This window comes from Geodermatophilus sp. SYSU D00814 (genome assembly GCF_054050055.1).
In genome coordinates this window covers 56,663-83,656 of record NZ_JBJGYP010000007.1, presented here as the reverse complement: position 1 = coordinate 83,656, position 26,994 = coordinate 56,663, and the positions used below count along the sequence as shown (strand labels likewise).

General features: G+C 72.7%; 22 protein-coding genes and 1 pseudogene. 12 read left to right on the top strand and 11 right to left on the bottom strand.

What is annotated here, in order from left to right; genetic code table 11:
* Position 1: 1 nt before the first annotated feature.
* Positions 2-835: an alpha/beta hydrolase fold domain-containing protein gene (locus tag ACI780_RS07130; protein ID WP_457001824.1), complete on the bottom strand. Its 834-nt coding sequence runs from the start codon at positions 833-835 to the stop codon at positions 2-4.
* A pseudogene (locus ACI780_RS07125) lies at positions 832-1,511 on the bottom strand (SDR family oxidoreductase). Before ACI780_RS07125 ends, ACI780_RS07130 begins: the two are co-directional and overlap by 4 nt.
* A gap of 94 nt (positions 1,512-1,605) precedes the next feature.
* On the opposite strand from ACI780_RS07125, the gene ACI780_RS07120 reads away from it, so the two are divergent.
* Positions 1,606-2,226, top strand: coding sequence for a TetR/AcrR family transcriptional regulator (locus ACI780_RS07120; protein WP_457001822.1), 621 nt, complete (start codon positions 1,606-1,608; stop codon positions 2,224-2,226).
* 84 nt (positions 2,227-2,310) lie between these two features.
* Positions 2,311-2,679, top strand: a complete 369-nt coding sequence (locus ACI780_RS07115) for a nuclear transport factor 2 family protein (protein ID WP_457001820.1) — start codon at positions 2,311-2,313, stop codon at positions 2,677-2,679.
* Between the two features lie 656 nt (positions 2,680-3,335).
* Here the strand turns inward: ACI780_RS07115 and qcrB are convergent.
* The 3 genes from qcrB to ACI780_RS07100 form a co-directional block, all read right to left on the bottom strand.
* Positions 3,336-5,186: a cytochrome bc1 complex cytochrome b subunit gene (gene qcrB / locus ACI780_RS07110; protein ID WP_457001818.1), complete on the bottom strand. Its 1,851-nt coding sequence runs from the start codon at positions 5,184-5,186 to the stop codon at positions 3,336-3,338.
* Between the two features lie 279 nt (positions 5,187-5,465).
* Complete coding sequence (locus ACI780_RS07105; protein WP_456870838.1) at positions 5,466-6,035, bottom strand: hypothetical protein; 570 nt, start codon at positions 6,033-6,035, stop codon at positions 5,466-5,468.
* 173 nt (positions 6,036-6,208) lie between these two features.
* Complete coding sequence (locus tag ACI780_RS07100) at positions 6,209-7,075, bottom strand: alpha/beta fold hydrolase (RefSeq protein ID WP_457001816.1); 867 nt, start codon at positions 7,073-7,075, stop codon at positions 6,209-6,211.
* Positions 7,076-7,556: 481 nt separating this feature from the next.
* Here ACI780_RS07100 and ACI780_RS07095 point away from each other — a divergent pair, with 481 nt between their 5' ends.
* The 4 genes from ACI780_RS07095 (at position 7,557) to ACI780_RS07080 (ending at position 12,454) form a co-directional block, all read left to right on the top strand.
* On the top strand, positions 7,557-8,489 hold the full coding sequence (locus ACI780_RS07095) for an alpha/beta fold hydrolase (protein WP_457001814.1): 933 nt from the start codon (positions 7,557-7,559) through the stop codon (positions 8,487-8,489).
* Between the two features lie 776 nt (positions 8,490-9,265).
* Positions 9,266-10,696 carry a DHA2 family efflux MFS transporter permease subunit gene (locus ACI780_RS07090; protein ID WP_456870835.1) on the top strand — a complete coding sequence of 477 codons (1,431 nt, stop codon included), beginning with the start codon at positions 9,266-9,268 and terminating at the stop codon, positions 10,694-10,696.
* Positions 10,696-11,334, top strand: a complete 639-nt coding sequence (locus ACI780_RS07085; protein WP_457001812.1) for a peroxiredoxin family protein — start codon at positions 10,696-10,698, stop codon at positions 11,332-11,334. Before ACI780_RS07090 ends, ACI780_RS07085 begins: the two co-directional genes overlap by 1 nt.
* 598 nt (positions 11,335-11,932) lie before the next feature.
* A complete protein-coding gene (locus tag ACI780_RS07080) occupies positions 11,933-12,454 on the top strand; it encodes a hypothetical protein (RefSeq protein ID WP_457001810.1) in 522 nt (173 codons plus the stop codon).
* Between the two features lie 174 nt (positions 12,455-12,628).
* On the opposite strand, the gene ACI780_RS07075 is transcribed toward ACI780_RS07080, so the two are convergent.
* A complete protein-coding gene (locus tag ACI780_RS07075; RefSeq protein ID WP_457001808.1) occupies positions 12,629-13,471 on the bottom strand; it encodes an alpha/beta fold hydrolase in 843 nt (280 codons plus the stop codon).
* A 655-nt stretch (positions 13,472-14,126) separates the two neighbouring features.
* Between ACI780_RS07075 and ACI780_RS07070 the strand changes: the two genes are divergently transcribed.
* Positions 14,127-16,904 carry a helix-turn-helix transcriptional regulator gene (locus ACI780_RS07070; RefSeq protein ID WP_457001806.1) on the top strand — a complete coding sequence of 926 codons (2,778 nt, stop codon included), beginning with the start codon at positions 14,127-14,129 and terminating at the stop codon, positions 16,902-16,904.
* On the opposite strand, the gene ACI780_RS07065 is transcribed toward ACI780_RS07070, so the two are convergent.
* Positions 16,901-17,545, bottom strand: coding sequence for a redoxin domain-containing protein (locus ACI780_RS07065; protein ID WP_456872833.1), 645 nt, complete (start codon positions 17,543-17,545; stop codon positions 16,901-16,903). The genes ACI780_RS07070 and ACI780_RS07065 overlap by 4 nt on opposite strands.
* Positions 17,546-18,227: 682 nt before the next feature.
* Here ACI780_RS07065 and ACI780_RS07060 point away from each other — a divergent pair.
* From ACI780_RS07060 to ACI780_RS07050, 3 genes are all read left to right on the top strand, one after another.
* Positions 18,228-18,416, top strand: a complete 189-nt coding sequence (locus ACI780_RS07060; RefSeq protein WP_456872834.1) for a hypothetical protein — start codon at positions 18,228-18,230, stop codon at positions 18,414-18,416.
* A 263-nt stretch (positions 18,417-18,679) separates the two neighbouring features.
* Positions 18,680-19,123, top strand: a complete 444-nt coding sequence (locus ACI780_RS07055; protein WP_456872835.1) for a VOC family protein — start codon at positions 18,680-18,682, stop codon at positions 19,121-19,123.
* Positions 19,124-19,838: 715 nt separating this feature from the next.
* The gene (locus tag ACI780_RS07050) at positions 19,839-22,613 is read left to right on the top strand and encodes a helix-turn-helix transcriptional regulator (RefSeq protein ID WP_457001937.1); all 2,775 of its coding nucleotides are present in this window, start codon (positions 19,839-19,841) and stop codon (positions 22,611-22,613) included.
* A 233-nt stretch (positions 22,614-22,846) separates the two neighbouring features.
* On the opposite strand, the gene ACI780_RS07045 is transcribed toward ACI780_RS07050, so the two are convergent.
* Positions 22,847-23,533: a Bax inhibitor-1/YccA family protein gene (locus ACI780_RS07045; protein ID WP_457001803.1), complete on the bottom strand. Its 687-nt coding sequence runs from the start codon at positions 23,531-23,533 to the stop codon at positions 22,847-22,849.
* 288 nt (positions 23,534-23,821) lie between these two features.
* The gene (locus tag ACI780_RS07040; RefSeq protein ID WP_456872837.1) at positions 23,822-23,971 is read right to left on the bottom strand and encodes a hypothetical protein; all 150 of its coding nucleotides are present in this window, start codon (positions 23,969-23,971) and stop codon (positions 23,822-23,824) included.
* A gap of 442 nt (positions 23,972-24,413) precedes the next feature.
* Between ACI780_RS07040 and ACI780_RS07035 the strand changes: the two genes are divergently transcribed.
* The gene (locus tag ACI780_RS07035; protein WP_456872838.1) at positions 24,414-24,662 is read left to right on the top strand and encodes a hypothetical protein; all 249 of its coding nucleotides are present in this window, start codon (positions 24,414-24,416) and stop codon (positions 24,660-24,662) included.
* A gap of 539 nt (positions 24,663-25,201) precedes the next feature.
* Entirely contained in the window at positions 25,202-25,924 is a 723-nt protein-coding gene (locus tag ACI780_RS07030) for a hypothetical protein (protein WP_456872839.1), read from the top strand.
* Between the two features lie 368 nt (positions 25,925-26,292).
* Here ACI780_RS07030 and ACI780_RS07025 read toward each other — a convergent pair whose 3' ends face one another.
* Together ACI780_RS07025 and ACI780_RS07020 are read right to left on the bottom strand one after the other, a co-directional pair.
* Positions 26,293-26,604 (bottom strand): type II toxin-antitoxin system PemK/MazF family toxin, encoded by a 312-nt coding sequence (locus tag ACI780_RS07025; RefSeq protein WP_457001800.1) that lies wholly within the window; start codon positions 26,602-26,604, stop codon positions 26,293-26,295.
* A complete protein-coding gene (locus ACI780_RS07020) occupies positions 26,594-26,827 on the bottom strand; it encodes a hypothetical protein (RefSeq protein ID WP_457001798.1) in 234 nt (77 codons plus the stop codon). The genes ACI780_RS07025 and ACI780_RS07020 overlap by 11 nt, the downstream gene beginning before the upstream one ends.
* Positions 26,828-26,994 lie beyond the last annotated feature (167 nt).

Below are 26,994 nucleotides of genomic sequence, written 5' to 3'. Positions count from 1 at the left end.
CTCACGTCGCCCGGGAACCGGCCAACCTCGCCCGCAGCCAGGCCGCGGTGACGGCGAGCACGTCGGGACGCCCGAACTCCGGTCCCTCGTGCCCGGCGCCGCCCAGCAGGAGGAGCGTGCTGTCCGCTCCGGCCCGGCTCAGCGCGTCGTGCAGGGCCTGCCCCTCCGACGGCGGGACGACGTGGTCGCGGTCGCCGTGCGCGATCAGGAAGGGCGGCGCCTGGGCGGACACGCGGCCGAGCAGGCCGAGGGCGCGGGCGCGACCGGCGGCCTCGGCCACGGAGCCCACGCCCAGCAGGCCGGCCTCGAAGGCGAAGGGGAGCAGCCGGGCCTCGACGTCGCTGCGCGACCCGGACGCGAGCAGGTCGGACTGCCCGAACCAGTGCACGACCGCCTGCACCGCGCTCGACTGCTCGAGGTTCCCTCCCACGCTGCCCTCCAGCTCCTCCTCGCCCGCGGTCAGCGCGAGCAGGGAGCCCAGGTACGCGCCCGCCGAGGCTCCCCAGACGCCGATCCGGTCGGTCCGCAGGCCCAGGCGTAGCCCGTGGGCGCGCAACCAGCGGACCGCACCCTTGAGGTCGTGCAGTTGGTCGGGGAAGGTCGCGTCGGGCACGAGCCGGTAGTCGACGGATGCGACCGTCACGCCGTTCGCCGCCAGGGGGGCGAGCCGCTCGGTGGCGGCGTCCGCCCGGTCGCCGCTGCGCCAGCCGCCACCGTGCGCGTACACGACGAGCGGTGCGTCCGTCCCCGGAGCACGGTGGAGGTCCAACCGCAGCGTCGTCGTCCCCACGGTGGCGAACACGAGGTCCCGCTCGACCCCCACCGCGCCGCTCACGCCGCACCTCCGTTGACCCGGATCACCTGCCCGTTGACCCACCGGCCCGGACCGGCGAGGAACGCGACCACCTCGGCGACGTCGTCGGGCCGGCCGAGGCGCTCCAGCGGGCTCACCGAGGCCAGTCGCTGGACCGTCTGCTCGTCCTTGCCGTCCAGGAACAGCGGCGTCGCGGTCGGCCCCGGCGCCACCGCGTTGACTGTCACGTCCCGACCCCGGAGCTCGCGCGCGAGGATCAGCGTCATCGCCTCGACACCACCCTTGGTCGCCGCGTACGCGGTGTAGGTGGGGAAGGCCAGGAGGACGACGGAGCTGGAGAAGTTGACGCCAGGTCGAGGTCGACCAGCGGGGACAGCAGCATGACCCCGGCGGTGTGGACGACGACGTCCACACCCCCGTAGGTCTGCTCCACCGTGTCGAACAGCTGCGCGACCTGCTCCTCGTCGGCGACGTCGGCACCGAGCGCGGTGGCCTCGCCGCCTGCCGCAGTGATGCGGTCGACGACCTCCTGCGCTCGCTCCCGGTTGCCGGCGTAGTGCACGACGACGGTCGTGCCGTCGGCGGCGAGCCGCTCCGCGACGGACGTGCCGATCCCGCCGGAGCCGCCGGTCACGACGGCGACCCGTCGCCCGGAGGTCCCCTCGTCGACCGGGAGGGCGGTGGTGGGGGTGGTCATGGAGCACCTTCCTCGAAGGACACTGCGCGCCCCGATGTGGACGCTGCGTCCACGGTAGGAGGATGTGGACGCTGCGTCCATTAACATGGTCGGCATGACCCAGGCAGAAGACGCTCCCCCGGTCCCGCCCGCCCGTCGCGGCCGCGGCCGCCGCCCGTCGGAGGAGGTGCGCCGGGACATCCTGGACGCCTCCGGGCGGTTGCTGCTCGACCGGGGCATGGCGGGCTTCACCATCGAGGGCGTGGCCACGCTGGCCGGCGTCAGCAAGATGACCATCTACAAGTGGTGGCCCTCCAAGGGCGCCCTCGCCCTGGACGGCTACTCCACCACCGTGCAGTCCGCGCTGACCTTCCCGGACAGCGGTGACGTCGAGGCGGACCTCACCGCTCAGCTGCGGGGCTTCGTCCACCTGCTTCTGGACACGCCCGCCGGCCGGGTCGTCGCTGAGCTCATCGCCCAGGCGCAGACCGATCCCGACCTCGCCACCGCCTACCGCCGGTCCTACTCCGGCCCACGGCGGGCCCTCGCGGTCGACGCACTGGAGCGAGCACGGGCCCGCGGCCAGATCCGCCCCGACGTCGACCCCGAAGTGGTCGTCGACCAGCTGTGGGGTGCCTGCTACCACCGGCTCCTGGTCCCCGACCAGCCGCTGACCGAGGAGTTCGCCGTGGAGCTCGTGCGCAACCTGGTGCGCGGGATCGCTCCGGGCGACTGAGCACGCGCCGCCTCGGCCGAGCCGGCTCCGTGCCGGGTCGTTCGCCCCTGCCTGCGACCGCTGGTCCCGCATAGCGTCCCCGGCATGACGCTGACCCTCGGGAGCACTGCCGTCGAGCAGTACGCCGCGGCATGGCTCGAGACCGACGCCGCCGCGCGCCGGGCACTGCTGGACACCTGCTGGGCCGAGGACGGCGTCTACTGCGACCCGCTGAGCCGTGTCGAGGGCCGCGACGGGTTGTCGTCGCTCATCGGGTCGTTCCAGGAGGGGAACCCGGGCGCCCGCATCGAGATCGTCAGCGGCGTCGACGAGCACGACGGTCACCTGCGGTTCGCCTGGCGGATGCTGGCGGCCGACGGCTCGGTCGCAGTCGAGGGAACCGACTTCGGCGACGTCGACGGCGAGGGCAGGTTGCGCCGGATCGTCGGCTTCTTCGGCCCGCTGCCGACGTGAGCCGGGTGGAGCCGTCCCAGCGGTCGATCGACTGCTGACCACCGTCCGCGCCGGTCAGGGTGCCGGTGCGACGACGTCCCCGTGCATGCGGCCGCGGTGGATCGGGCTGACCTGCGGTGGTGCTCCCCCCGATCGGACTCCAACCAATGACCCGGCGAGTCGGTCTCGGAGCCGTCGGCGGTGGTTGGCCAGCGACGGAAGTGCAGGTCGATGGCCGTTCACGTCGACGGCCAGTGCTGGTCATCTTTGGACACCGGAGGTGGTTCCTTGGTCGTGAGTTGGTCGCGTCCAGCAGAGCGATCAACCGCTACAGGCTGAGCACCAACCGCAGCGCGGCATCGACCCGCTGCACGTCCTCGACGTTCAGACGCCTGGCGCTGCCTAGCCGGGTCGGCGGCCGTCCCGTCCCGCAGCGAGGCACGCGCACGGCGGCGAGCCTCGGCGAGTCAGCACCCCTGGCCAGGTCCGATGAGGATGACCCGGCGGACGGCCGGAGCCGTCGACGGCCAGTCGCGGCTCGGTCGACAGCCCGTCAGAGGAGCGCCCCGACTCGATCACCCGGCTCGACCTCCCGGTCGGGGGGTGCCGTCCCCGCCCTACCCCGGTGACCGGACGGCGGTCGCGCCGTGCCGGTGCATCCGCGGTGTCGGCTCCGCTCATCCGCGGTGTCGTCTCCGGGGCGCCTGGTCGTTCGCCGTTGCCTCGTCGTTGCCGAGCGGGGAACGCGACGAGGGGACCGACGCGCCGCCGGTCCGGCGCCTGGGCCTGAACCACGACGGAACGCGCCGGTCCGGGGACGTCGATGCCGTGGCGGTCCGCTGGCCGGGGATGCCACGGTCGGTGCTCTCCATCCCGCGCCCTCGGCTCGGTGCCGGCGTGCGGCCCGGCCGGTCGCTGCCATCGCCCGTCGGGCGGTGGTCCGGGGTCTGGCCGTGGCCCTCGGCCGGTCGCTCCGACTCGACCGCGCCGGGCTCCTCGATGGGTCGGAAGAACCCACGCACGGCGCGGCGGGCAGCGCCGATCTGGTTCATCCGCTTGGGCACCGCCGCGCCGCCATAGGCCAGCGTGCCGTGGCCGTGCTCGTCGACCGGCCCGAGCGGTTGGTGCACCTCGATGTACGCCCCGTCGGGCAGCCGGCGGATGACCCCCGTCTCGATGCCCTCCCGCAGCACCTGCCGGTCGTGCTGCTGCAGACCCAGACAGATGCGGTAGGTGAGCACGTAGGCGATCGGTGGCAGCAGGATCAGCCCGATGCGACCGGCCCACGTCATCGCGTTCAGGCTGATGTGGAACTTGTCGGCGATCACGTCGTTCGCGCCGGAGATCGTCAGCACCAGGTAGAAGGCGATGGCCATGGCGCCCAGGGACGTGCGCACCGGCACGTCGCGCGGCCGCTGCAGCAACTGGTGGGAGACCATGTCTCCGGTCAGCCGGCGCTCGATGATCGGGTAGGTCGCCAGCAGGGTGAAGAGGACGCCGGGGAGCACGAGCGTCGGCCAGAACAGCGCCGGGATGGTGTAGCCGCCGGGCAGGTGGACGTCCCACGCCGGGAACAGCCGAGTCGATCCGTCGAGGAAGAAGATGTACCAGTCGGGCTGCGAGCCCGCCGACACCTGCGCCGGGGTGTAGGGCCCCCACAGCCAGATGGGGTTGATCTGCACCAGGCCGCCCAGCGTGGCCACCGTCCCGAACACGACGAGCAGCAGCCCGACCGTCTGCGTCACGAACCTGGGGAAGAAGCGCTCGCCGACCACGTTGTGCTCGGTCCGCCCCGGGCCCGGGAGCTGCGCGTGCTTGTGCTTGACCAGCAGCAGCAGGTGCAGCGCGATCAGCGCCAGGAGGATCGCCGGGAACAGCAGGACGTGGACGACGTAGAAGCGGCCGATGATCTGCTCGCCGACGAAGTCCCCGTCGAACACCGCGAAGTGCGCCCACGTGCCGATCACGGGAAGGGACAACAGGATCGCCGACGCGATGCGCAGCCCCGTACCCGACAGCAGGTCATCGGGCAGCGAGTAGCCGGTGAAGCCCTCGAGGAGGGCCAGCACGAGCAGGCCGACCCCCAGGAGCCAGTTGGCCTCGCGCGGCCTGCGGAACGCGCCGGTGAAGAAGGTGCGCAGCAGGTGCAGCATGATCGACGCGAGGAACAGCAGCGCGGACCAGTGGTGCAGCTGGCGCAGGAACAGGCCGCCGCGCACGTCGAAGGACAGGCCCAGCGCCGAGTCGTAGGCCGCCGACATCTCCACCCCCCGCAACGGCGCGTAGGAGCCGTCGTAGACGACCTCACGCATGGACGCGTCGAAGAAGAGGGTCAGGAACGTGCCGGAGAGCAGCAGCACGACGAACGCGTAGAGCGCGATCTCACCGAGCAGGAACGACCAGTGCTCGGGATAGACCTTGTTCATGGTGCGGCGCAGCCAGCCCGCGGCCGTGAAGCGGTCGTCGATCTCGACGGCGGCCCTGCCGAGCCTCGTCGTGGCAGCGCCGGGCGCCGGGCGTGTGACCATCACCCCTCGACCTCGTGGTGCAGCCATGTCGTCCACTCCTGGCGTCTTCCTGCACGGTGCGCCACGCGCCCTCGCTTGCCCGCGGTGCAGTGCGCCTCCCGCGTACCGTCCGGCGCGACAGACGGCGACGTCGATGTGGGCGCCGCAGTCGCTGCGCACGGCACCCGCCCGGGAGTGCAGCCTCCCGGGGCGAGGCGCGGGATCGGCGCGTCTGCACCGACCGGCCCGGCGGAGGCGTTCTCCAGGCGAGGGACGCCGTGACGCCTCCGCCGGGAACGGTCACCGCTGAGCGTTCGCGTACCGACCGATGCTGGCGGCGTACAACGGCGTCTCGCGCCTGCAGTGGTCGTCTGTCGCGGCCTGACGCGCCCGCGCAGCGTCCTCCCAGCTCTGCCCCTGGGCCTCGATGAACTGCATGAACTCGGCGGTCGGGTGACTGGTCACCGTGTTGGTGTAGGTCGACGTGCTGCTGTCGACCGCCTCCGCCTGCAGGCACCAGGTCACCTGCGTGGTGGTCCACCCGGCCGGAGTCAGCACGTCGGACAGCGAGACCATGTGGCAGTGGTGCTTTTCGGCCACCTGGGCGACGTAGTGCTGGATCGTCAGTCCAGTCCCGATCATCTCGACGTTGATCGACATCGGCCGGCCGTCGTCCGTGGTCGTGTAGCCGGCGGCCTTGTGGTCCGGTGGGGCGCAGCGCTGGTACTCCGCGTCGGGCAGGGTGAACAGCCAGCGGGCTATGTCGATCTTCTCGATCGGCGCATCGATGGTCGCGGTGTAGACGGCTTCGGTGAGGACCTTGTCCTCCAGCACCGTCCGGTCGGGGGCGCTCGGCACCGTGGCGGTCATCGGGCTTCCTTCCTGGGCTGGTCACGGGGTGGTGCACGCGCGTCCCCGGCGCACTGGTGACGCGGCGATCGGTGGTGGGCCTCCGGACGGTCGTCGTCCCCCGTGCGCGGGATGACGGTCCGGGCGCTGCTCCTCGAGGCGATGGCGCACCTGGGTGCGCGATGCGGCGCAGCTCAGCTGTCCGCACCGGCCGCTGTGTGTCCCTTGCTCCACCAGTGGGTGACGACTGCGGCGTAGGCCGCGGCGTCGTCCTCCCAGGTGAAGTGGCTGGCGTCGATCACATCGAGCCGGCTGTGCGGCAGCCGGTCGTGCAGGTACCGGGCGTTCGACGGCGGGATGGCCGTGTCGCGCGCCCCGGCGATGATCTGCACCGGTGTGAGGACACCCGGCAGCACGTCCCGCAGGTCGGCGAGATCGGTGGGGTAGGCGCGCACGTAGCGCATGGACTCCACGAACCGGTCCCCCTCGTACGCGGAGAGGTAGTCCTCCCGGACGTCGGCCGGGAGGGCATGGGTGGCCGAGACGTTCTCGAGCGTCGCCGCGACGATCGCCCGGGCGTCGCGTGTCCTGTACTCGTCGAGGTCCGGCGCCCCCACCCAGCTCGACAGCGGCTCCCCGAGCTCCAGCGGGAACGAGGCCGCGCCGCTGCCGACGACGAGACTGCGGAACCGGTCGGGCTCCGACGCCGCCGCGAACAGCACGGCGCTCGTGCCGACGTCGGGTCCGACGACATGGGGGCACCTCAGGTCCAGCGCGTCGGCGACGCGGACGACGAACCGCCCCATCGCCCGGGGGGAGAGGAGGTCCCGGCGCCCCTGTGAGTGCCCGAAGCCCGGCAGGTCGACGGCGAACAGCTGCACCTGCTCCGACAGGGACTCCCACGTCGGCGCGAACGCGAACAAGCTCTCCGGCCACGGGCAGAACAGAAGGGCCTGCTCGTCGCGGACCTCGCTGCGGGCGAATCGGATGGATAGGCCGTCCAGAGTGGTGAACTCGGGACGGATCTGCGTCCCCGACCGGGTGCGCGTGGTGTCGGACACGACTTCCCCTCCCTACCTGTCGCGTTGGACTCCGGCGCCCAGCGTGTGGCCGGAGCTCCGCCCTTCGCACCCGTGCCGTCCCTGGTCGGCCCCTGGCGATGTCCCGGGGCTCCGTCACGGAGGCCGGCGGACGTCGACGCGGTGCTCCTGCAGACGACGCACGGTGAGACCGACGACCACGAGGCCGACGGCCAGGACCGCGACGTCGCCGGTGCGGGTTCCTTCGTGCCCGTCAGGGCCTCTGCCTGGTGGGCGGCGTGTCCCGCTGCCGGTGACGCCCTCCCCAGACGCGTCACTTCGGGGAGCTCGCTGGTGCACATGTGGGTTCCCGCCGGTGACGCTGTTGGCCGTCGGGATCCGAGCAGAGACCAGGGTGCCCACGGGCGCGACGCCGGGCCGGCGGCTCGATGCTCTGGCCACCACCGGTGCGCTCGACGGACACACGCCACGTCCCGGCGCACCCCGAGCCAGGAGAGGCAGCATGTCCGACACCGCCAGCACCGTCACCACAGACCGCCGCCCGCCGCCAGCCGGGGACCCCGGGTACAGCGGCTCGGTCACCCGGCGGATCCGGGCCGGCAACGGCGTGGAGTACGCCTACCGGGAGACCGGCGCCGGCCCCCGGCCGCTGGTGCTCCTCCAGCACTTCCGCGGCAACCTGGACAACTGGGACCCCGCGCTGGTCGACGCGCTGGGCGCCTCGCACCGCGTGATCACCTTCGACAACACCGGCGTGGGCGGCTCCTCCGGGACGACGCCGGGCACCGTTGCGCAGATGGCCCGCGACGCCCTCGCGTTCCTCGACGCCCTGGGCCTGGAGCGGGTCGACCTGCTCGGCTTCTCCCTCGGCAGCTTCGTCGCCCAGGAGGTCGCCCTGGTCCGGCCCGACGCCGTCCGCCGGCTGGTGCTGGCCTCCTCGGCGCCGCAGGGGGCGGCCGGGATGCACGGCTGGGCGCCCGCGGTCGTCGCCGCCGTCGGGAGCCCGCAGACCCGCCCGGAGGGCTATCTGGAGGTCTTCTACACCGGCTCACCGCAGAGCCGGCAAGCCGGCTCGGAGTCCCTCCGGCGGATGCTCGCCCGGACCGAGGACCGGGACCGGGTGACGACCTGGCAGACCCGGCTCGCCCAGTACGACGCCGTCTGCGCCTGGGGAGTGCCCGACCACGCCCGGCTGCAGCGGGTCACCGGCATCGCCTGCCCGGTGTTCGTCGCCAACGGCGACAGCGACCCGATGATCCTCCCCCGGTACTCCCACCTGCTCGCCGGCCTGCTCCCCGACGCCAGGGTCGCCGTCTACCCCGACGCGGCCCACGGGTTCCTGTTCCAGCACGCCGCGCGGTTCGCCGCGGACGTCGTGGCCTTCCTGGCCGAGCCACCCCCGGGCGACGGGGACGCGCGGCCCGGCGGCGCGTGATCTCGTCCTGGGTCGTACACGACCGCTCGAACCGCGACCGGACCCGGCCCTCGCTGTGCGCCCCGATGAGGATCCGGCCCCGCTGCAGTGCCGGGATGCACCGGACACCGGGGACCGGACTCGCGCCTCGACTGCCGACGGCCGGCCCACAGCGCATCGAACACCGACTTCGACCAGCCCTCCGCGTCGGCGTCGGCCTGCGGCACCAGCGGAGTGATCCCGCCGACCAGCACCGCCTCGGCGACCCGAGCCGTCCCGTGCCGGCCCACCTGGGGAGTGACCTCTCCCCCGCGCCGTGGAGTGCCCGATCCGCACGACGTCGTGCAGGTCCAGGTGCGTGAGGAGCCCGGCCAGGTCATGGACGTAGGTGGTCGAGTCGTTGCCCCCAGGACCGAGAGGACCTGCCACGCCAGCAGGCCCGCGTCAGCGCGGACGGCGCCCCGGGGCGGCTTCGGGGACCCCTTCACCTGTGGGAGCAGCCGCACGGTGGAAGCGGTCGGCGTCCCAGGGTCCTCCCTGGTGTGAAGAGGCACGTACTGCGCGACCGTCGTGCGCGCTGGAACCCGAGGGCGACCGTTCGCACGGTGATCCCCTCGCGACCCGGGAGTCCTCACCGGCGCACGACGCCGACAGCCCACAGCGGAGGAAGGAGCGGACCCATGAACAGAAGCGACGCACTGACGGCCTCCGGGGGCGGACTCCCGGCCCAGGATGCGACGGACCGCGGCACTGCGCCGCCGGCTCAGGTCCCACTGCGGAGCAGAGCGGGCGGCGCCGTGATCGCGGCAGCGGCCCTCGCCTCGATGGCGGGGTTCCTCGACGCGAGCGTCGTCAACGTCGCCGTGCCGGCGATCAGCAAGGACTTCGGCGCCGATCTCGTCTCCATCCAGTGGAGCGTCACCGGGTACCTCCTGACCGCAGCGGCGCTGCTCCTGGTGGGCGGGGCACTGGCCGACCGCTTCGGACGCCGGCGGGTGCTCGTCACCGGGCTCTGCGTCATGCTCGCGGCCTCGGTGGGGTGCACCGTGGCCCCGGACTTCCAGCTGCTCATCGCAGCACGCATCGTCCAGGGCGTCGGTGCGGCCCTGGTCGTCCCGAGCAGTCTCGCGCTGCTCAACGGGGCCCTGCGCACGGAGGACCGGGCCGCCGGCATCGGCATCTGGGCGGGACTGGCGTCACTCGGCACGCTGTTCGGGCCGTTCGTCGGCGGCTGGCTGGTCGACCACACGTCGTGGCGAGCCGTCTTCCTGCTCAACGTCCCGCTCCTGCTGCTCGCACTCCTCGCGCTGCTGCCGGTGCCGGAGAGCCGGGCCACTCGCGGTCGGACGTCCCTCGACGGCATTGGTGCCGCGCTGGCGGTCATCGGGCTGGCCGCGGTGATCGATGGGCTGACCGTGGCCGCCAAGCACGGTTGGACGAGTCCGCGGGTGATCGCCGAGCTCGTCGTCGGTGTGCTCTGCCTCGTCGCCCTGGTGCCGGTCGAGCGCCGGGTCCGCACGCCGATGCTCGACGTGTCGCTGTTCACCTCCCGCCAGTTCTCCGCGATCAACGTCGCGACGGTCCTGCAGTACGGGGCCCAGTACGCGGCGACCTACCTGCTCGTCCTGCGGTGCCAGCTCGTCCTGGGGTACGACGCGGCGAAGGCGGGCGCCGTCCTCATCCCGTCCTCGGTGATCTTCATCGCGCTGTCCCCTCTCAGCGGCGCCGTGTTGAAGAAGCTCGGTCCGCGTCGGCTCATGTCCGCCGGGATGCTGGTCTTCGCCTGCGCCGCGCTGTGGCTGGCCCAGTCCGGCCCGGGCCCTTATGTCCGCGAGCTGCTCCCCGGCGTGGTCCTGTGGGGCCTCGCGCTCGGCCTGCTGGTCACCCCGCTGACGGCCGCCGTGCTCGCTGCGGTCAGGGACGCCGACCTCGGCGAGGCCTCCGCCGTCAACGACGTCGCGGCGCGGCTGGGTGGAGCGGTGATGATCGCGCTCGCCCCCACCCTCATCGGCGCTACCGCCGGGGACGGCCTGGCGGCAGCCCTCATGGACGGCTACCGGCAGGCGATGGTCGTCCTCGCCGCGCTGTCGGTGGTCGCCGCCGTGGTGACGATCGCGTTCGTCCGGGACGGCAGGGTGGCGCCCAGCCGCATGGCTCCTCCCGCTCCGTACCACGGCTGCAGCCTGCCGGCGGTCGACACGACCCCCTCGGCCTCCCGCGCCGGGTGATGGCCGGTCGCGTCCTCCGTCCTGCACACGAGAAGAAGGCGGTGATCACCGTGCGCTCCGACATCGCCCGGGGCGGGGTCTTCCCCGATTACGCGCTCCCCGATCACACGGGCACGACTCGGCGACTCAGCGAGATCCAAGGGGCCGACCCGATGGTGCTGGTCCTGTCCCGCGGCAGCTACTCACCCAAGGACGTCCAACAGCACCTGGAACTGGTGGCGTTCCAGTCCAAACTCCTCGTCGGCTACACGCAGATGGTGACGATCACGACCGACGAGCACCACCCGCTGTTGGCCTTCCGGGCGTCGGTCGGCGCAGGCTGGCCCTTCCTGTCGGACCCTGGCCGGACCATCCAGCGGGACCTCGACATCCAGGAGTACACCGACCCGGAGCACGACCCGATGATCCCGCACACCCTGGTGCTCAAGCCCGGGCTGGTCATCCACAGCGTCTACATCGCCTACTGGTTCTGGGGTCACCCGACGGTCGACGAGCTGTGGCGGGATCTCCGCGAGGTGACGAGGGAGATCCGTCCCGACTGGGACCCGGGCGGGCGCGGACTGCGCGCGGCGTGGGAGTCGGGTGACCGGTCCCTCTTCAGCGGCTGGGAACGAGGCCAGCGCAACGTGCTGGGCTGATGCGAACGTCAGTGGAGGTCCGAGCGGCGGACCGCGGCGCGCCCGGCGTGGCCCGGTGCGGGATGGTGCCCGTGGAGGGGGCGTCCCGGTCGGCGGCTTCGACCACGGAGCGCACGCCCAGTAGCCGGTCTCGAAGGGGAACCGGAGCAGACAGGCCTCGGCGGCACTGCTCGGACCCGACGCGAACAGGGCCCGGGTGGGCGTCCGGAGCCTGGTCGAGGGTCTTGCTGTGCTCGGTTGCTCCAGTCGAGTCCGACCGCCGCAGACGTCCCGTGGCGGTATCCGACTGCTCTGCCCACGACCACGCGTGTCCCGCGGGATGGCCGGGGCTGACGAGGGCACGACACGGGACAGTCACGGGTGCCACTCCGGCCGGCCGGCGGCAGGGTGTCTGCTGTGCCCAGACACGGGGTCTGCCTGGAGCGGGCCACGCGTGATCGCTGGCACCGTCGACCGCGACCCGGTCCTCGCCGTGCGACTCGGTCGGCATCTCCTGCTGTGCCACAACGCACCGAGGTTCTCCACGGCGCTCACGCCGGATCCCGTGCCGACGCGTCGTGAACGGATGATCGACCATCGAGGTGAGGAGACCGGACCCATGAGCGAATCACGACGCTCGACGCCCGCCGGCGCCGTCGTCCGGGGTCTCGTGGGAGGCGCCGTCGGCACTCTCGCGCTGGACCTCGTGGGTTTCGCGCGCCATCGGCTCGGCGGCGGCACGAGCAGTTTCCCGCGGTGGGAGTTCTCAGCGGACCTCGAGAGCTGGGAGGAGGCTCCGGCTCCGGCCCAGGTGGGCAAGCGGCTGGCCGAGGGCCTCTTCCAGACGCGGCTGGCGGATCACCGCGCGCGGTTGGTCAACAACGTGACGCACTGGGGGTACGGGATGCTCAACGGCGCGCTCTACGGCATCGTCGCCGGCTCGTTGCGTCAGCCGCGGGTCGCCTTCGGACTCCCGTTCGGAGCGGCGGTGTGGAGCGTCGGCTACGTCGTCCTGCCCGCCGCCATGCTGTACAAGCCGATCTGGGAGTACGACCGGGCCACGCTGGCCAAGGACCTCGGTGGGCATCTCGTGTACGGGCTCGGCACCGCTGCCACGTTCGTCGGGCTCTCCCGCCGGTGACGGCGGGCGGTACGGCCGCCCGGACGTGGACGGTCCCGGCGCTCCCGTCCCCGCCCCCGTCATCCGCCAGTCGTCCCCAGGGATCTGCTCGGGTGCCTTCCCACTGCCCCTCCGGTGAACGCGGGTCACGTGGTGGCCGACCGTGGGTCCACGGTCGGCCACCACCACGGGCGGTCACGAACGGCCGGCTGGTCCCTCGCCGGCGAGGAAGGCCAGCAGGTCGGCGTTGAACTCCTGCTCGTAGGCGCCGTGGAGCCCGTGCGGGGCGCCCGGGTAGACCTTCAGCGTCGCGGTGGGCACCAGCTCGATCGACTTCCGGGCCGCCGCCACGATCGGCACGATCTGGTCGTCGTCGCCGTGGGCGATGAAGGTGGGGACGTCGATGGTCTTGAGGTCCTCGGTCAGGTCGGTCTCGGAGAACGCCGCGATGCAGTCGTAGGCGCCCTTGTAGCCCACCGTCATGCACTGCAGCCAGAACTCGTCCCGCTTGCCCTGCGAGACGGTGGCCCCCTCCCGGTTGGCGCCGTAGAAGGACGCCGACAGGTCGCGGTAGAACTGCGAGCGGTCGCCGGCCACCCCGGCCCGCAGCCCGTCGAACACCGAGCGCGGCAGGCCCTCGGGGTTGGCGTCGGTCTGCAGCATCAGCGGGGGGATGGCGCCCAGCAGCACGGCCTTGGCCACCCGGGCGGTGCCGTGCCGGCCCATGTAGCGGGTGACCTCTCCCCCGCCGGTGGAGTGCCCGACCAGCACCACGTCGTGCAGGTCCAGGTGCTCGATCAGCCCGGCCAGGTCGTCGGCGTAGGTGCTCAGGTCGTTGCCCTCCCAGGGCTGGGAGGAGCGCCCGCCGCCGCGCCGGTCGTGGGCGATCGCCCGGTACCCGGCCGAGGCGACCAGGTCCAGCTGCGGGTCCCAGGCGTCGGCGGTCAGCGGCCAGCCGTGGCTGAACACCACCGGCTGACCACTCCCCCAGTCCTTGAAGAAGATGTCCACGCCGTCCTTGGTGGTGTAGGTACCCATGTCGCCTCCAGGTGTGCGATGGGCGACGCCTCGTCCGCCGCGCCGCCACCAGCCGGTGATGAGGAGCAGGGTGCGAACCGGGCGGTGAACGCCTGACCAGTCGTCCTGTCCGCCACCGAGCCTGCTGTCCTCCCGTGCCCGTCGCACCCGTGCACGCCCTGGTCGGTTGCGGGGCGGCCGGCGAGCATTCCCCTCCCGGTTGGACGGTCCTCCGTGCGCCGGGTTCGTCTGTCCGGGACGACCCTGAGGCGGACACGTACCACGGGGCGTTGCGGCTCGCCGCACGCCCGAGACCCCGGTGGCCCGTTCGGCGGCAGGACGGTGGTGGCGACGGCTCGCGAGAGTCACTCTCGCGGGCGAAGCGGTACTTCCCGGAGAGCCCGTCCCGGCGGTGGGCGACAGCCATCGCCGCCCTGACCGAGGGGGACGTCGCATGCGCCACCGCGATCTCGTCGAGGCACGGCTGACTCGTCCCCGCCTCGCGGTCGGCGCGGGGCGCAGCAGCCCGCTGGGTTCGTCCGCCCAGCCCTGAGCGCACCCCGCTCCGGTCGACCGGCCCGGCTGGCCAGCCGGCGACGGGCGACGTCCCTGCCTCTCTCAGCGGCCTCGCTCCAGGCCGTGCTGCCCGCTCGACCCGACCCCCGACGGTGACGCCATGCCCAACACGGACCGACGACCGGCTCTGTTCGGACGACGCAGTGAGTGCGAGAGGTTGAGCAGCCTGGTGGCGGCCGCGAAGGCGGGCCGGAGTCAGGTGCTGGTGCTCCGCGGTGAAGCGGGCATCGGCAAGACGGCGCTGCTCGAGTTCATGCTCGACCGCGCCGCGGGATGCGCGGTGACGCGTGCAGCGGGCGTCGAGTCGGAGATGCAGCTGCCGTTCGCGGGCCTCTACCAGGTCTGCACCCCGTATCTGAGCCGGCTGGACCGTCTGCCCGCTCCTCAACACAAGGCGCTCGCGACGGCGTTCGGTCTGCACAGCGGCAGCGCACCCGACCGCTTCCTCATCGGCCTGGCGGTGCTGACGCTGCTCTCCCAGGCAGCCGAGGAACGCCCCCTCATCTGCCTCGTGGACGACGCCCAGTGGCTGGATCAGGAATCGACGCAGGTGCTGCAGTTCATCGCGCGACGACTCGCGGCCGATCCGGTGACCCTGGTCTTCGCGGTCCGCTCATCGGACCGGCACAGCCGACTCACCGGGCTCCCAGAACTCGAGGTGAAGAGGCTCGACCGGGCAGCCGCGGCAGCCCTTCTGGAGGCGACGGTCACCAGCACCCTGGATCCACGGATACGGGAGCGGATCCTGGCGGAGAGCAACGGCAACCCGCTGGCCATCCTCGAGCTGCCGAGGGGGCTGTCGACGGCCCAGCTCGCCTTCGGCGGCGACGTCAGGACGGTCGCCACTCCACTGGCACACCGCTTGGAGCAGGAGTTCCTGCGCCAGGTCCAGCCGCTGGCTCCGCCGTGCCGCCAGCTCCTGCTGACGGCCGCTGCCGAGCCCCTGGGCGATGTCCCGCTGCTGTGGCGGGCCGCCGGGCGTCTCGGCATCCCCTCGGATGCGGTCGCGGCGGCCGAGGACACCGGCCTGATCGAGCTCGGTGGCCGGGTCCGCTTCCGGCATCCACTCGTCCGCTCGGCGATCTACCACTCGGCCGGTGAGGTGCAACGGCGCGCGGTCCACCAAGCGCTCGCCGAGGCCACGGATCCCGAGCTCGATCCCGATCGCCGGGCCTGGCACCGTGCGTGCGCGGCGGTCGGCCCGGACGAGGCGGTCGCCGGTGAGCTCGAGGCATGCGCCGGGCGGGCCCTCGCGCACGGCGGCCTGTCGGCGGCAGCCGCCTTCCTCGAACGTTCGGCAGCGCTCACGCCCGACCCGGCTCGTCGGGGTCAGCGCTCGCTGGACGCCGCCCAGGCCAAGATCACCACGGGTGCCTTCGGCGACGCCACGGCCTTGGTGAGCATCGCTGAGCTGTGCCCGCTGGGGGAGGCGGAGGTGGCACGGATCGAGTTGCTCAAGGCCCAGATGAGTTTCGCCGCCAACCGCGGCAGCGAGGCCCTCCCCTTGCTCCTGGCGGCGGCCCGACGACTCGAACCGCTCGATGCCGATCTCGCCCGCGACACCTACCTCGATGCGTTGTCCGCGTCGTTGTTCGCCGGCCGGTTGGCCGAGGGCCCGGGCGCACGGCAGGTGGCGGAGGCGGCTCGGCAGGCCCCCGCGCCGCGCACACCGCGCAAGGGCGACCTGTTGCTGCAGGGACTTGCGACGCTGTTCACCGACGGGTACTCCGCGGCGGTCCCGGCCTCGGTCGAGGCGATCGAGGCGTTCCTCACCGGAGAACTGGCCATGGACGAGGCGCTGCGCTTCGCCTGGCTCGCCGCCTCCACCGCGGTCTCCCTGTGGGACGACGCCGGATGGGACCGACTGAGCCAGCGCCACCTGGACGTCGCGCGCTCGACGGGGGCGCTCAGCGCCCTTCCCCTGGCACTCACCAGCCGGGTCTTCGTGCACCTGTTCACCGGCGACCTCACCGCCGCGGAGTCCCTGCTCCAGGAGATCCGGTCGGTGGCCGAGGTCACCGGCGGGGAGGTGTCCCTGGCGCCGTACGCCGAGGTGTCCCTGGCTGCCGTCCGCGGCCGGGAGGAAGCCGATCGGTCGATCCACGACTGTCTCCGGGACTTCACCGCCCGAGGTGAGGGCGTGGGCGTCAACATGATGCAGTGGTCGCGGGCCGTGTTGTGCAACGCCACCGGCCGCTACGGGCAGGCCCTGGTCGCAGCCCAGGCGGCCACGGTCGACCCGCTGGAGCTGGGGCCGCCGAAGTGGGCCCTCGGGGAGGCCGTGGAAGCGGGCGTGCGCATTGGCGACACCGCCGCGGCCTCCGCCGCACTCGAGCAACTGTCGACGATGGCAGCAGCCAGCGGCACGGACTGGGCGCTCGGGGTCGAGGCCGGCAGACGGGCACTGCTGCAGGGCGGTGTCACCGCTGAGGAGCTGTACCGGGAGGCGATCAGCAGGCTGGCCTGCACCAGAGTGCGGGTCGACCTCGCGCGGGCACAGCTGCTGTACGGCGAGTGGCTGCGACGAGAAGGGAGACGCGTCGACGCCCGAGCCCAGCTGCGGACCGCCCACGAGGCGCTGACCGCCATGGGCGTGGAGGGGTTCGCTCAGCGCGCTCGACGCGAGCTGCTGGCCACCGGAGAGTCCGTGCGCAAGCGCAGGGTCGAGATCTCGAGCGAACTGACGCCGCAGGAAGCCCACATCGCCAGGCTCGCCGCGCAGGGGCTGACCAATCCGGAGATCGGCGCCGAGCTGTATCTCAGTCCCCGAACGGTGGAGTGGCACCTGCGCAAGATCTTCGCCAAGGTCGGCGCCACCACCCGGCGGGAGCTGCGGCGAGCGCTGCCGGTGACCGAGCACGAGCCCACGACCGTCTAGTGCGGCACCGCCGTCACATCGTCGTCACTCCGCCGAGGAGGTGTCACGACGGCGCCGGTCCCACCCGTGGAAGAGCGACGGTCCCACCCGTGGAAGAGCGACCAGTCCCCCGAAGCCCAGGCCTCAGGCAGCCCGGGGCTGCTGAGGTCCCAGTCGGGGCGGATCTGCGCCGAGGCCGTCCGCAGGTCGTGCCACAGGTCGTAGACGGACGGCCGGCCCCAGAACCAGTAGCCGTTGTAGACGCTGTGGATCACCAGTCCCGGCTTCAGGACGAGGGTGTGAGGGATCATCGGATCGTGCTCGGGGTCGGTGTACTCCCGGATGTCGAGGTCGCGCTGGACCACGCGTCCCGGGTCCGAGAGGAAGGTCCACGACGCTCCCACTGAGGCGCGGAACTCCTGCAGCTCGTGGTGGTCGTCGGTCGTGATGGTCACGACCTGGGTGTAGGCCACGGCGATCTTGGGATAGAACGACGCGAGCTCGAGGTGCTGCTGGTGGTCCTTCGGGCAGTAGTGCCCCCGAGCCAGCACGAGGACCAAGGGGTCGTGCCCCTGCAGCTCGCCGAGCGTGCGGACGGTACCGGTGTGGTCAGGCAGCGCGTAGTCGGGGAAGACGCCGCCCGGGACGATGTCGGATCGCATGGCCCTACCGCCTCTCATCGATGACCGGCGCCCGCGGACAGCCCCACTGGCATCGAGGCAGTCGTCTCGTGCGAAGGCGCCGGCCGGTCGACTGTCGCGCTCGGTGGCGGTCCTCGCCCCAGGGCGAGTCCCTGGTCCGCGCCCGGCACCACGCGCGGCCGACATCCCGTCGGCGGTCGTCGCCACGGAGCGGCGGACCAGGGACTTGCCCTGGGGCGACGCGGATGCCCCGGCGCAACCGTTGTCAGGGCCGGCGACCAGCCGGTGTCGGCTCCGACAGCGAGGAGTCCAGATCGTGGACCTGGAAGTCGCGGGCGGCGTGATCCCGGTGTCCGCCGCCGACCGCGTCGAACAGCTCACCGGGGCCCGGGGAAGGCGGGAGGTCGTGGATCTCGTCCGAGCCGAGGACTTCCCCCGCCCTCCCGCTGACGCCGCCCGGCTCGCAGCCGTCCGTCCGCGTCGATCACCAGCCATCCGGTGTCGAGCCGGGGGCCCCGTGGCGGCGGCGTCCTCCACCGTGCCGGGAGGGGCCTCGACGTCCGCCGGGGCCGCGCCGGGGGCGGACCGCGGCCGGGGCGTGGCGTCGCCGCGTGGCCTGCCGCTCCCACCCACCCGCCCCGAGGAGCTGCGGTCGCTCCACCTGCACACGACGCGCTCCTGACGCCGGATCCGAGGACCACTGATGGACGTCACGAGACTGACCGAGCTCCTCCGCGAGGCGGAGGACAACCACGGGCGCTACGAACCCAGCGCACCGCCGCACCACTGGTCCGGGTGGTACGCCGCCTTCATCGTGGCCCGCGACCAGGGGAAGACCGTTGAGCAGGCCTACACCGAGGCGAGCGCCCACATCCAGGGAACCCGGCAGTGAACGGTGATCCCGGGGTCGCCGCCATCGGCGGTAGGTCACCCGGCAACTCCGCGCCGAGGAGCTGACGGGGAGGCACTCGCGTCGCGCTCGTCGAGGGACTCCCCGGAGGTGTCCCCGGCGACGGATGCGCCGCACGCGAGGACCTACGTGCACCGCTGGTGCAGGGGACGGCTGTGCCGAACGACTCCGAGCGGCTCTGCCGGCGTGCCGGCGCCGGTCCGATCCACCCACGGAACAGATCCACCACACAGAGAGGCAGCACCATGGACGTGAAGCTCGAGGTCGTCATCCTGCCCGTCTCCGACGTCGACCGTGCCAAGCAGTTCTACAAGGGGCTGGGCTGGCGCGAGGACGCCGACATCGCTGCAGGCGAGCACTTCCGCATCGTGCAGGTGACGCCCCCGGGGTCGGCATGCTCCATCAGTTTCGGCATCGGCATCACGACGATGACGCCAGGATCCCAGCAGGGCCTGCTACTGGTCACCGACGACATCCAGGCCGCCCGCGCCGACCTGCTCGAACGCGGTGCTCCCGTGAGCGAGGTCTTCCACGGCTCGGCAGGGCGCTTCCACCCGGAGGACCCGAGCGTGCGGCAGCCGGGTCCGGCTCCGGACGGCCAGAGCTACCAGTCGCACGCCGTGTTCAGCGACCCGGACGGCAACGGCTGGGTGCTGCAGGAGATCACCCAACGCCTGCCCGGCCGCTGACCGGATCGCCACCCGACGGGAGTCCTGCTCATGTGGGGCCCAGGCGCCCGACGCCGCTGATCCCGCGGGGCGGCCAGCGGCGAGCGGGCCGCGGTGGCCGGCGAGGACCGCGACGCCCGGGAGCAGTCCGTTGGCCCTGCGCAGCCAGGCCGACGCCGCCCTCATCGCCGCCACGGTCCTCGCCTCCCCGGTGCCCCTCCTCGACGCGTCCGTCGCCATCGTGGCGTCTCCGGCGACCGGTCACGAGCTGCGTGCGCGCGCGACCGGGGTCCAGTGGGTCGCCGGCCACCTGCTGACCGGGGCTGCGCTCCCGCCCCCGCGCCGGCGCCTTCATCGATTCCTCCGAGCGGCGCTGGAGCCTGCGCGCGGGGCTGCTGCTCATCACCGTCGCGTCGCTGTTGCGCGCTGGCCCCCGCGGCCGGCGCGCTGATCGCCGCCAGGCTCCTCCAGGGGCTGGGCTCGCTCGCCCGAGCAGGTGGGCAGCCGCGCCACACCGGCGCACGGCGGCGCCTTTCCGACGCGGCGTCGAGCGGTTCGCGTCCCCAGCGCGTCGGCCCGGCCGTCGCCCCGGGGAAGTCCCTGGCTCGTCCGGCGCTCGAACGCCGCGCTCGCGGGTGAGGTGCCGAGCAACGACCCGGGAATCTCCCGGGCGCGAGTTCCGGACCGCCCTCGCCACCCTTCCTCGAGACCCGCCGACGACCGAGGGATCGTGACGATGCAGGAGAGTACGGCCCGGCCGCGACTGCAGGGACGGCGAGACGAGTGTGACCGGCTCGACGCGCTCGTCGCCACGGCGAAGGCCGGACGCAGCCAGGTCCTGGTGCTCCGGGGCGAGGCCGGCATCGGCAAGACGGCGCTGCTCGACTACGTCCTGAACCGCGCGGCGGGGTGCCAGGTCGTCCGCGCGGCAGGGGTCGAGGCGGAGATGGAGCTGGCGTTCTCGAGCCTGCACCAGCTGTGCGGCCCCCACCTCAGCCGGCTGGGAACGCTGCCCCCACCGCAGCAGGAAGCGCTCCGCACGGCCTTCGGCCTGCAGACAGGCAACCCGCCGGACCGCTACGGGGTGGGCCTGGCCGTGCTGACCCTGCTGTCGGCCCTCGCCGAGGACAAGCCGTTGCTCTGCGTCCTCGACGACGTCCAGTGGCTGGACCGGGCCTCGTCCCAGACGCTGGAGTTCGTCGCACGCCGACTCGAGGCGGAGCCGATCGCCATGGTCGTCGCAGCACGCCGCTCCGACGACGGGACTCCCTTCACCGGGCTGCCGGAACTCCCGCTCTACGGACTGTCCGACACCGACGCGGCCACTCTGCTGGACACGACGGTGACCGGACCCCTGGATCCCCGCGTGCGACAACGCATCCTGGCGGAGTGCCACGGCAACCCCCTGGCACTGCTCGAGCTGCCACACGGCCTGTCCGCGGCCGACCTCGCCTTCGGCGGTGACGGAGGCGGGGACGCCGGCTCCCTCACCCGCCGGTTGGAGGAGGGCTTCCTGCGGCAGGTGCAGCTCCTCCCCCGAGCGACCCAGCAGGTGCTGCTGACCGCAGCCGCCGAGCCGGTCGGTGACATCCCGCTGCTGCGGCGCGCGTCCGGGCGCCTCGGCACCCGGCTCGAGGACGTGCTGGCAGCCGAGACGGCAGGGCTGGTGGAACTCAGGGACCGAGTGCGCTTCCGGCACCCTCTCGTCCGCTCGGCGCTCTACCGGTCGGCCACCCACGCGGAGCGGCGTGAGGTCCACCGGGCGCTTGCCGACGCCACCGACCCGGATCGGGATCCTGACCGCCGAGCCTGGCACCGCGCCCATGCCGCCGTGGGTCCCGACGAGGCCGTCGCCGCAGAACTGGAGGCGTCGGCCGGCCGTGCGCTCGACCACGGCGGGCTGGCCGCGGCGGCCGCCTTCCTGGAACGGTCCGCCGGGCTGACCCTCGATCCGGCCCGGCGGTCGGCCCGGCTCCTGACGGCGGCACAGGTCACCCAGCAGGCCGGGGACCGTGAGGCCGCGCTGGACCTGCTGGCCACGGCCGAGGCCGGCCCGCTCGACGACCTCCAGCGCGCCCGCGCCGGGGTCATACGCGGCCAGATCGCCTTCACGTCCGCGGACGGCCGGCGCGCTCCCCGACTCCTGCTCGACGCCGCCGGAGAGCTGCAGCAGGTGCATGCCGCCCTCGCACGCGACACCTACCGCGACGCCCTCACCGCCGCGCTCTTCGTGGGTCGCCTGGCCGGTGACGTCGGTGTGGTGCAGGTGGCGGAGGCGGCTGCACGGATGGGTCCACCGCGGTCGGCACGGCCGGCGGACCTCCTCCTCACGGGTCTGACCCTCATGATCACCCGAGGGCACGCTGCGGGTGCCCCGCTGGTGAGGCACGCGGTGACCGCCTTCAGCACCGAGGACCTGCCCGACATGGAGGCCCTCCGGTGGCTGTGGTTGGCCACCCACGCCGCACACGACGTGTGGGACGACGAGGGATGGGACGTGCTGTGTGCACGCCACATCGGCTTGGCACGACAGGCCGGTGCCCTCGGTGTGCTGCCCCTCGCGCTCAGCGCGCGCATCGGGTTCCTCCTCCACGCCGGTGAGCTGTCTCAGGCCGCCACGCTCGTCGACGAAGTCGCCGCGGTGACCGACGTGACCGGCAACCGGCTGCCGCCCTACGGCGCTCTGGCGCTCGCGGCACGGCAGGGCTGGGAGCCGCGTGCAGCGGCGCTGATCCGGACGACCCGGGACGAGCTCGTCCCGCGAGGTGAGGGCATGGGCCTCACCCTGGTCGACCACGCCGAGGCCGTCCTCTACAACGGGCTCGGACGGTACGGGGAGGCCCTCACCGCTGCCGAGCACGCAGCTGCGCACCCGCCGGAACTCGGGTTCGCCACCCTGGTCCTACCGGAGCTGATCGAAGCGGCCAGCCGCAGCGGTCAGCCGGCCCGCGCCGCCCAGGCGCTGGAGGAGATGGCTGCGCAAGCGACGGCCACGGGCACGGACTGGGCCCTGGGCCTGGCAGCTCGCTGCCGCGCGTTGCTCAGCGCAGGCGAGGTGGCCGAGGACCTCTACAGCGAGGCGATCGAGCGGCTCAGCCGGACCCGGATGCGCATGGACCTGGCCCGGACCCAGCTCCTCTACGGCGAGTGGCTGCGTCGCGACCGGCGGCGCGTGGACGCCCGGGCGCAGCTGCGGACGGCACACGAGGCGCTGGTCGAGATGGGCGCCGAGGCCTTCGCCGAGCGCGCGCGGCGCGAGCTCCTCGCGACCGGGGAGACGGTGCGCAAGCGCTCGGTCGAGACCACTGGGGAGCTCACGGCCCAGGAGAGCCACATCGCCCGACTGGCTGTGGATGGCCTCACCAATCCGCAGATCGGAGCCGCTCTGTACATCAGTCCCCGGACCGTCGAGTGGCATCTGCGCATGGTCTACGAAAAACTCGGGGTCAAGACGCGGAGAGATCTCGAGCGGTTGATGCCCGACCAGACCGGATTCCCGGTCGCCACCTAGCCGGGACACCGGTGGCGCAGGGGCGACTCGAACCGTCGCGCCTCGGCGGGGGGATCCCTGCACGGTCGGAAGACGGCTCCTCCGACGGCTGGTGCTCGGCGCCGGGAATGCCGTTGCCCGGGCTCGGTCGGTTCGACACCACCGAGGTCCAGCGGCCGGGATCCGACGACAGTGCCGGATCGGTGAGGCACACCAGTCCACCGGATGGGCCTCGGTCTCGGATGACCGGTGAGTCATCGCGTGCCGCCCCCAGATCGCCCACCGGTCGAGAAGAGGTTCAACAACAGGAGGAACAGGTTGAGGAGGTCGAGGAAGATCGACGCGGCCAACAGCGGTGCGGTACGGAGGTCCCTGGCCTTCCGCAGCCGCTGGAAGTCGATGCTGGTCAGCGCAGCGAACACGACGAGGCCCACGACGGAGTACACCAGCGCCCCGTGAGGGATCTCGACGAACACCAGCACGATCCCCGCGACGACCAGGGCGACCAGTGCCCAGTAGAGGTGGCGCGCGAGCCCGGACAGGTCGCGCCGGGTGGCGTAGCCGGCCGCACCGAACCCCGCCACGATGAGCCCAGCGCCGGCACCGGACAGCCACAGTGCATCGGCGTCGGCCTCGCCGTACGCCACGAGCACCGGAGCGACGGCGGCACCGAGCAGGGCGCCGAAGAGCAGGAGGACGACGACGGCAGCCCGCTCCGACCGCCGGGCCGCTGACTGCAGGCCCACGAGGAGGCCGAAGGACGAGAGGAGAAAGACCCAGCCCCACTGGCCGGGCGCCCCGCGGGCGAGGAAGGCACCTACCGCGAACGAGCCTGCGGTCAGCGCGAGCAGCCCCATGGTCTTGCCGAGCAGAGTCGCGGACTGGTCGCGGGTGAGAGCAGGCTCGGTGACCTCGACTCTCGTGGACGTACTGGCAGACATCGTGACCCCTTGTCGCGGAGGGCGGCTCAGCCGGTCGGTCGAGCCGTTCGTCGGGTACGCCGACCCACTCGCCGACGCATCGCCACCGTGTCCGACCGGCCGACGCGTTCGCACCCGTGACCGCCCTGGCAGCCATCCGCCCTCGTCAGGCGGCGAGCCGGTGAGCCGATGCCCAGGGCACGGTGTGCGACCGGTTCCGCACCGCGCAGGCTCGGCGCTCGTGAAGAGGACTCCTGTCCGCTGACCGTCCCGTGACCTCCCGGCCGTACGGAGCGCCTCGTTGGAACTTCAGTCGGGTTCAGCACCACCCAGCACCTGCGAGAGTCCAGCGAGCGCCTCCTGCGCAGTCGCCTCGACGGACACAGCGGTGCCGACCTGCCACGAGCAGACGGCGACGCGCAGGACCGCGATGCCGGCGACGGCGACCGTCGTGCGCACGGCCGGCGTCCGCCTCCCGGCGAGACCGACCAGCACGGCAGCGAGCTCGGCCTCCAGTTGCTACTGGACGAGCAGGGTTCGCTGCACCAGCGCCGACTGGCCGGCAACCAGCTCTCCCCGCAGCGCCAAGACCTCCCGCTGAGTCTCCAGCCACGTCGCACATCCGGCGAGGAGTTGACGGCACCGCGAACTGGTCCGGTACGGACCGTCGGCCAGCCCGACGTCGCAACGATCCTGGGCCGGGACCGCCGGTCCCACCCGGGACCTCCCTGGCCCCTCCGTGTGCCCGTCCGGCCGGCGCCCCGGGACGAGGCCAGGCGATCCCCTGGGGCGATCCGGGATGCGCCGCGCCACGGTGATCCCATCCGCATCCAGACCCGACGAGGACGCGGTCCACCGAGGGCGACGCCGCCACCGGCCGGGTGAGACGGGAGTGAGCACCATGACGCGAGCACACACCGACCCGGACCGGCTCCTCGAGCTCGCGCGCCGCGAGCACGCCACGGTGGAGGTCATCCTGTACTGGGACCGGATCTCCGCGCGGGCGCTGGTGGTCTTGTGGAACTGGCAGTCCGGCACCTGCCTACGGGTGGACGTCGACGCCGACCGAGCCCGGGACGCGTTCACGCACCCGTGTGCCTACGCCGCCGCGCACGGCGTGCCCGCGAGGGTCCTGGCGTACGCCGCCTGAGGCCGGTCCACGGATCCGCGCCGCAGCTCGACGGGGGCGACGTGTGGCCGGCGCCCCTGTCCCTGGGCGTCCAGGGCCCCGGGCGCGAGGACCGGCCGATCTGTCAACGGTCCGTGGACGGGCGGGGTGCTCCTCCACGTCGGCCGTCTCACCCGGTGACGGCACCGGTCCGCTCCCCGGACGCACGGACCGGGGCCAGCGACGGACCCCTCATCAGCGCCGCGGCGCGCAGATCCCATCCGTCCGCCGCTTCCGAACAGCGCTCATCGGTGACCGGGACACCAGGGACTGCGACCGCAGAGTCGCCAGGGCGTCCACTGGTGCGACGGGCTCCAGGGACGACGACTGTTCATGGCGCGAACCACAGGAAGGCGCCACGTCCATCACTGCCGAGACCGCGACCAGACCTCGGACGTGCCACCTCGACATCCCCCGGAGTGGATCGAGGACGCCGCCTCACTGCACACCACTGCTGCGATCTCAGACACGCCTGCGTCATCACCCCAGAGAGTCATCAGGTCCTGTGAGGAGGACTCGTCATGAGCCGATCGTCCACCCAGGTGCTGTCGGCACGAAGGACGGCACTGACTGCCGCGGCGACGTTCACGCTGGTTGGCGGCCTGAGCACGGTGGCGACCGCCCCGGCACAGGCGGCCACCCCGGAATGCGGCGCAGGGTGCATCTCCGTCTTCAGCAGCGAGCTGGGAACCTTCGCCGACCCCAACTTCGTCGAAGCCGTCCTCGACGGAGGAGCTGCACGAGTCGGGCAGCCCGTCGGCCTGAAGCCAGCCACCGGCACCGACCCGTCCGAGGACTTCAAGCCCGGCAGGGCCACGGGCGGGGGCACGGTCTCCGACTTCTTCGCAGACGGCATGGTGTCCGCGGAGGCGAACAGCCACTACGGCCACCTGAACGCGGTGCAGCAGGAGTACGCGCCGTACGGGATCGAGACCGGCTTGTGCGTCGGTGTGGCGCGCGTGGCGCAGGGCGAGGATCTGACGTTGCAGCCATGCGACGTTCCCGGCACGACGGTGTGGATCGTCTATCCCGCTGCGGGGGGCCCGACGTCGGACTACTTCGCCATCGTCAACGCCGGCACCACCGACTTCGACCGTCCGTTCGCGATGCACCTGCCGCGCAACGAGGTCAGGTCCGGCGACCCGGAGCTGCAGATGGAGCTCCGCCACCTGCAGTACCGCACCGGAGAGGACACCCTGCCGGCGCGACAGCTCTGGGGCGCTGTCTTCGGACCGCAGGGCTAGCCGTATCGCCGAGGACGGCGGTCCGCGGGGGACTCACGAGCCCCGTTCCACCTGCTGGAGGACCGCCGCCAGGGGGCCGCCGTTCCACCTGGGATGTCTCGGGGTCGTCCTCCTCCCTGTGGGCTCGGCTGACGCGCGTGGTGACGGGCCTCGGCCTCCTCGGGCTGGCAGCGGACTGCCCCACGCAAGGACCCGGACGTTGCGCGGTGAGCCTGCGAGTCGATCTCGAGGGTGTCGGCGGCGGCTGGCCAGCGACGGAAGTGCGGCTCAGCCACCGTTCACGTCATCGGGCGGCGTGGGTCATCGTCGGGCATCGAGGGTGGTCTGTCGGTCGTGAGTCGGTCGCGTCCCGCAGAACGACCGGATCACTATGGGTTGAGCACCAGCCGCAGCGCGGCGTCGACCCGCCGCATCTCCTCGACGCCCAGGCGCCCGGCGCTGGTTCCCAGACGCTGCGGGTCGACCGCGGCGGTCTGCTCGGCCAGCACCCGGGTCACCTGCCCGCCGATCTCCACCGCGGGCCGGAAGGTCGCCGCCCGCGCCGATGTCGACGTCGGGGCGACCAGCCAGGTCGGCAACGGCAGCAGGTCCGACTGGACGACCACCGCGAACCGAGGCCCGGACTGCTCGTGGCCGCGGGCGTCGCGAGGCGCCCGGAGCCGGAACACCTCACCACGCACGCAGCGTCTCCATGTCCCGCAGCACCTGCGCCGCCTCCGCGCGATCGGCCTCGTCGGCCGCCAGTTCGGTCGCTTCCGCGCGCAGCCGCTCGGCCGCCACCGCTCGGGCGGCCCGGATCAGCGCAGCGCGCACGGCTGCCGAGACGGGTGTGCCGTCCTGGGTCAGCACCGCCAGAGCCCGCGAGGCGTCCTCGTCGGGCCGGAAGGTGATGGTGCCCGCCATCCGCCCATCGTGACCCAGGGTGTAAGACACGGGTGGACGGGAGACCTGGCCCAGGCGTCACCGACGACGCGACCACCCAGGGACAGGGTCGCGAGCCGGTACCGGCGATCAGGCCGTCACCGCAGCGGCCCGTCCTCGGCCTCGTCCTGTTCTCGATGGCTGCCGTG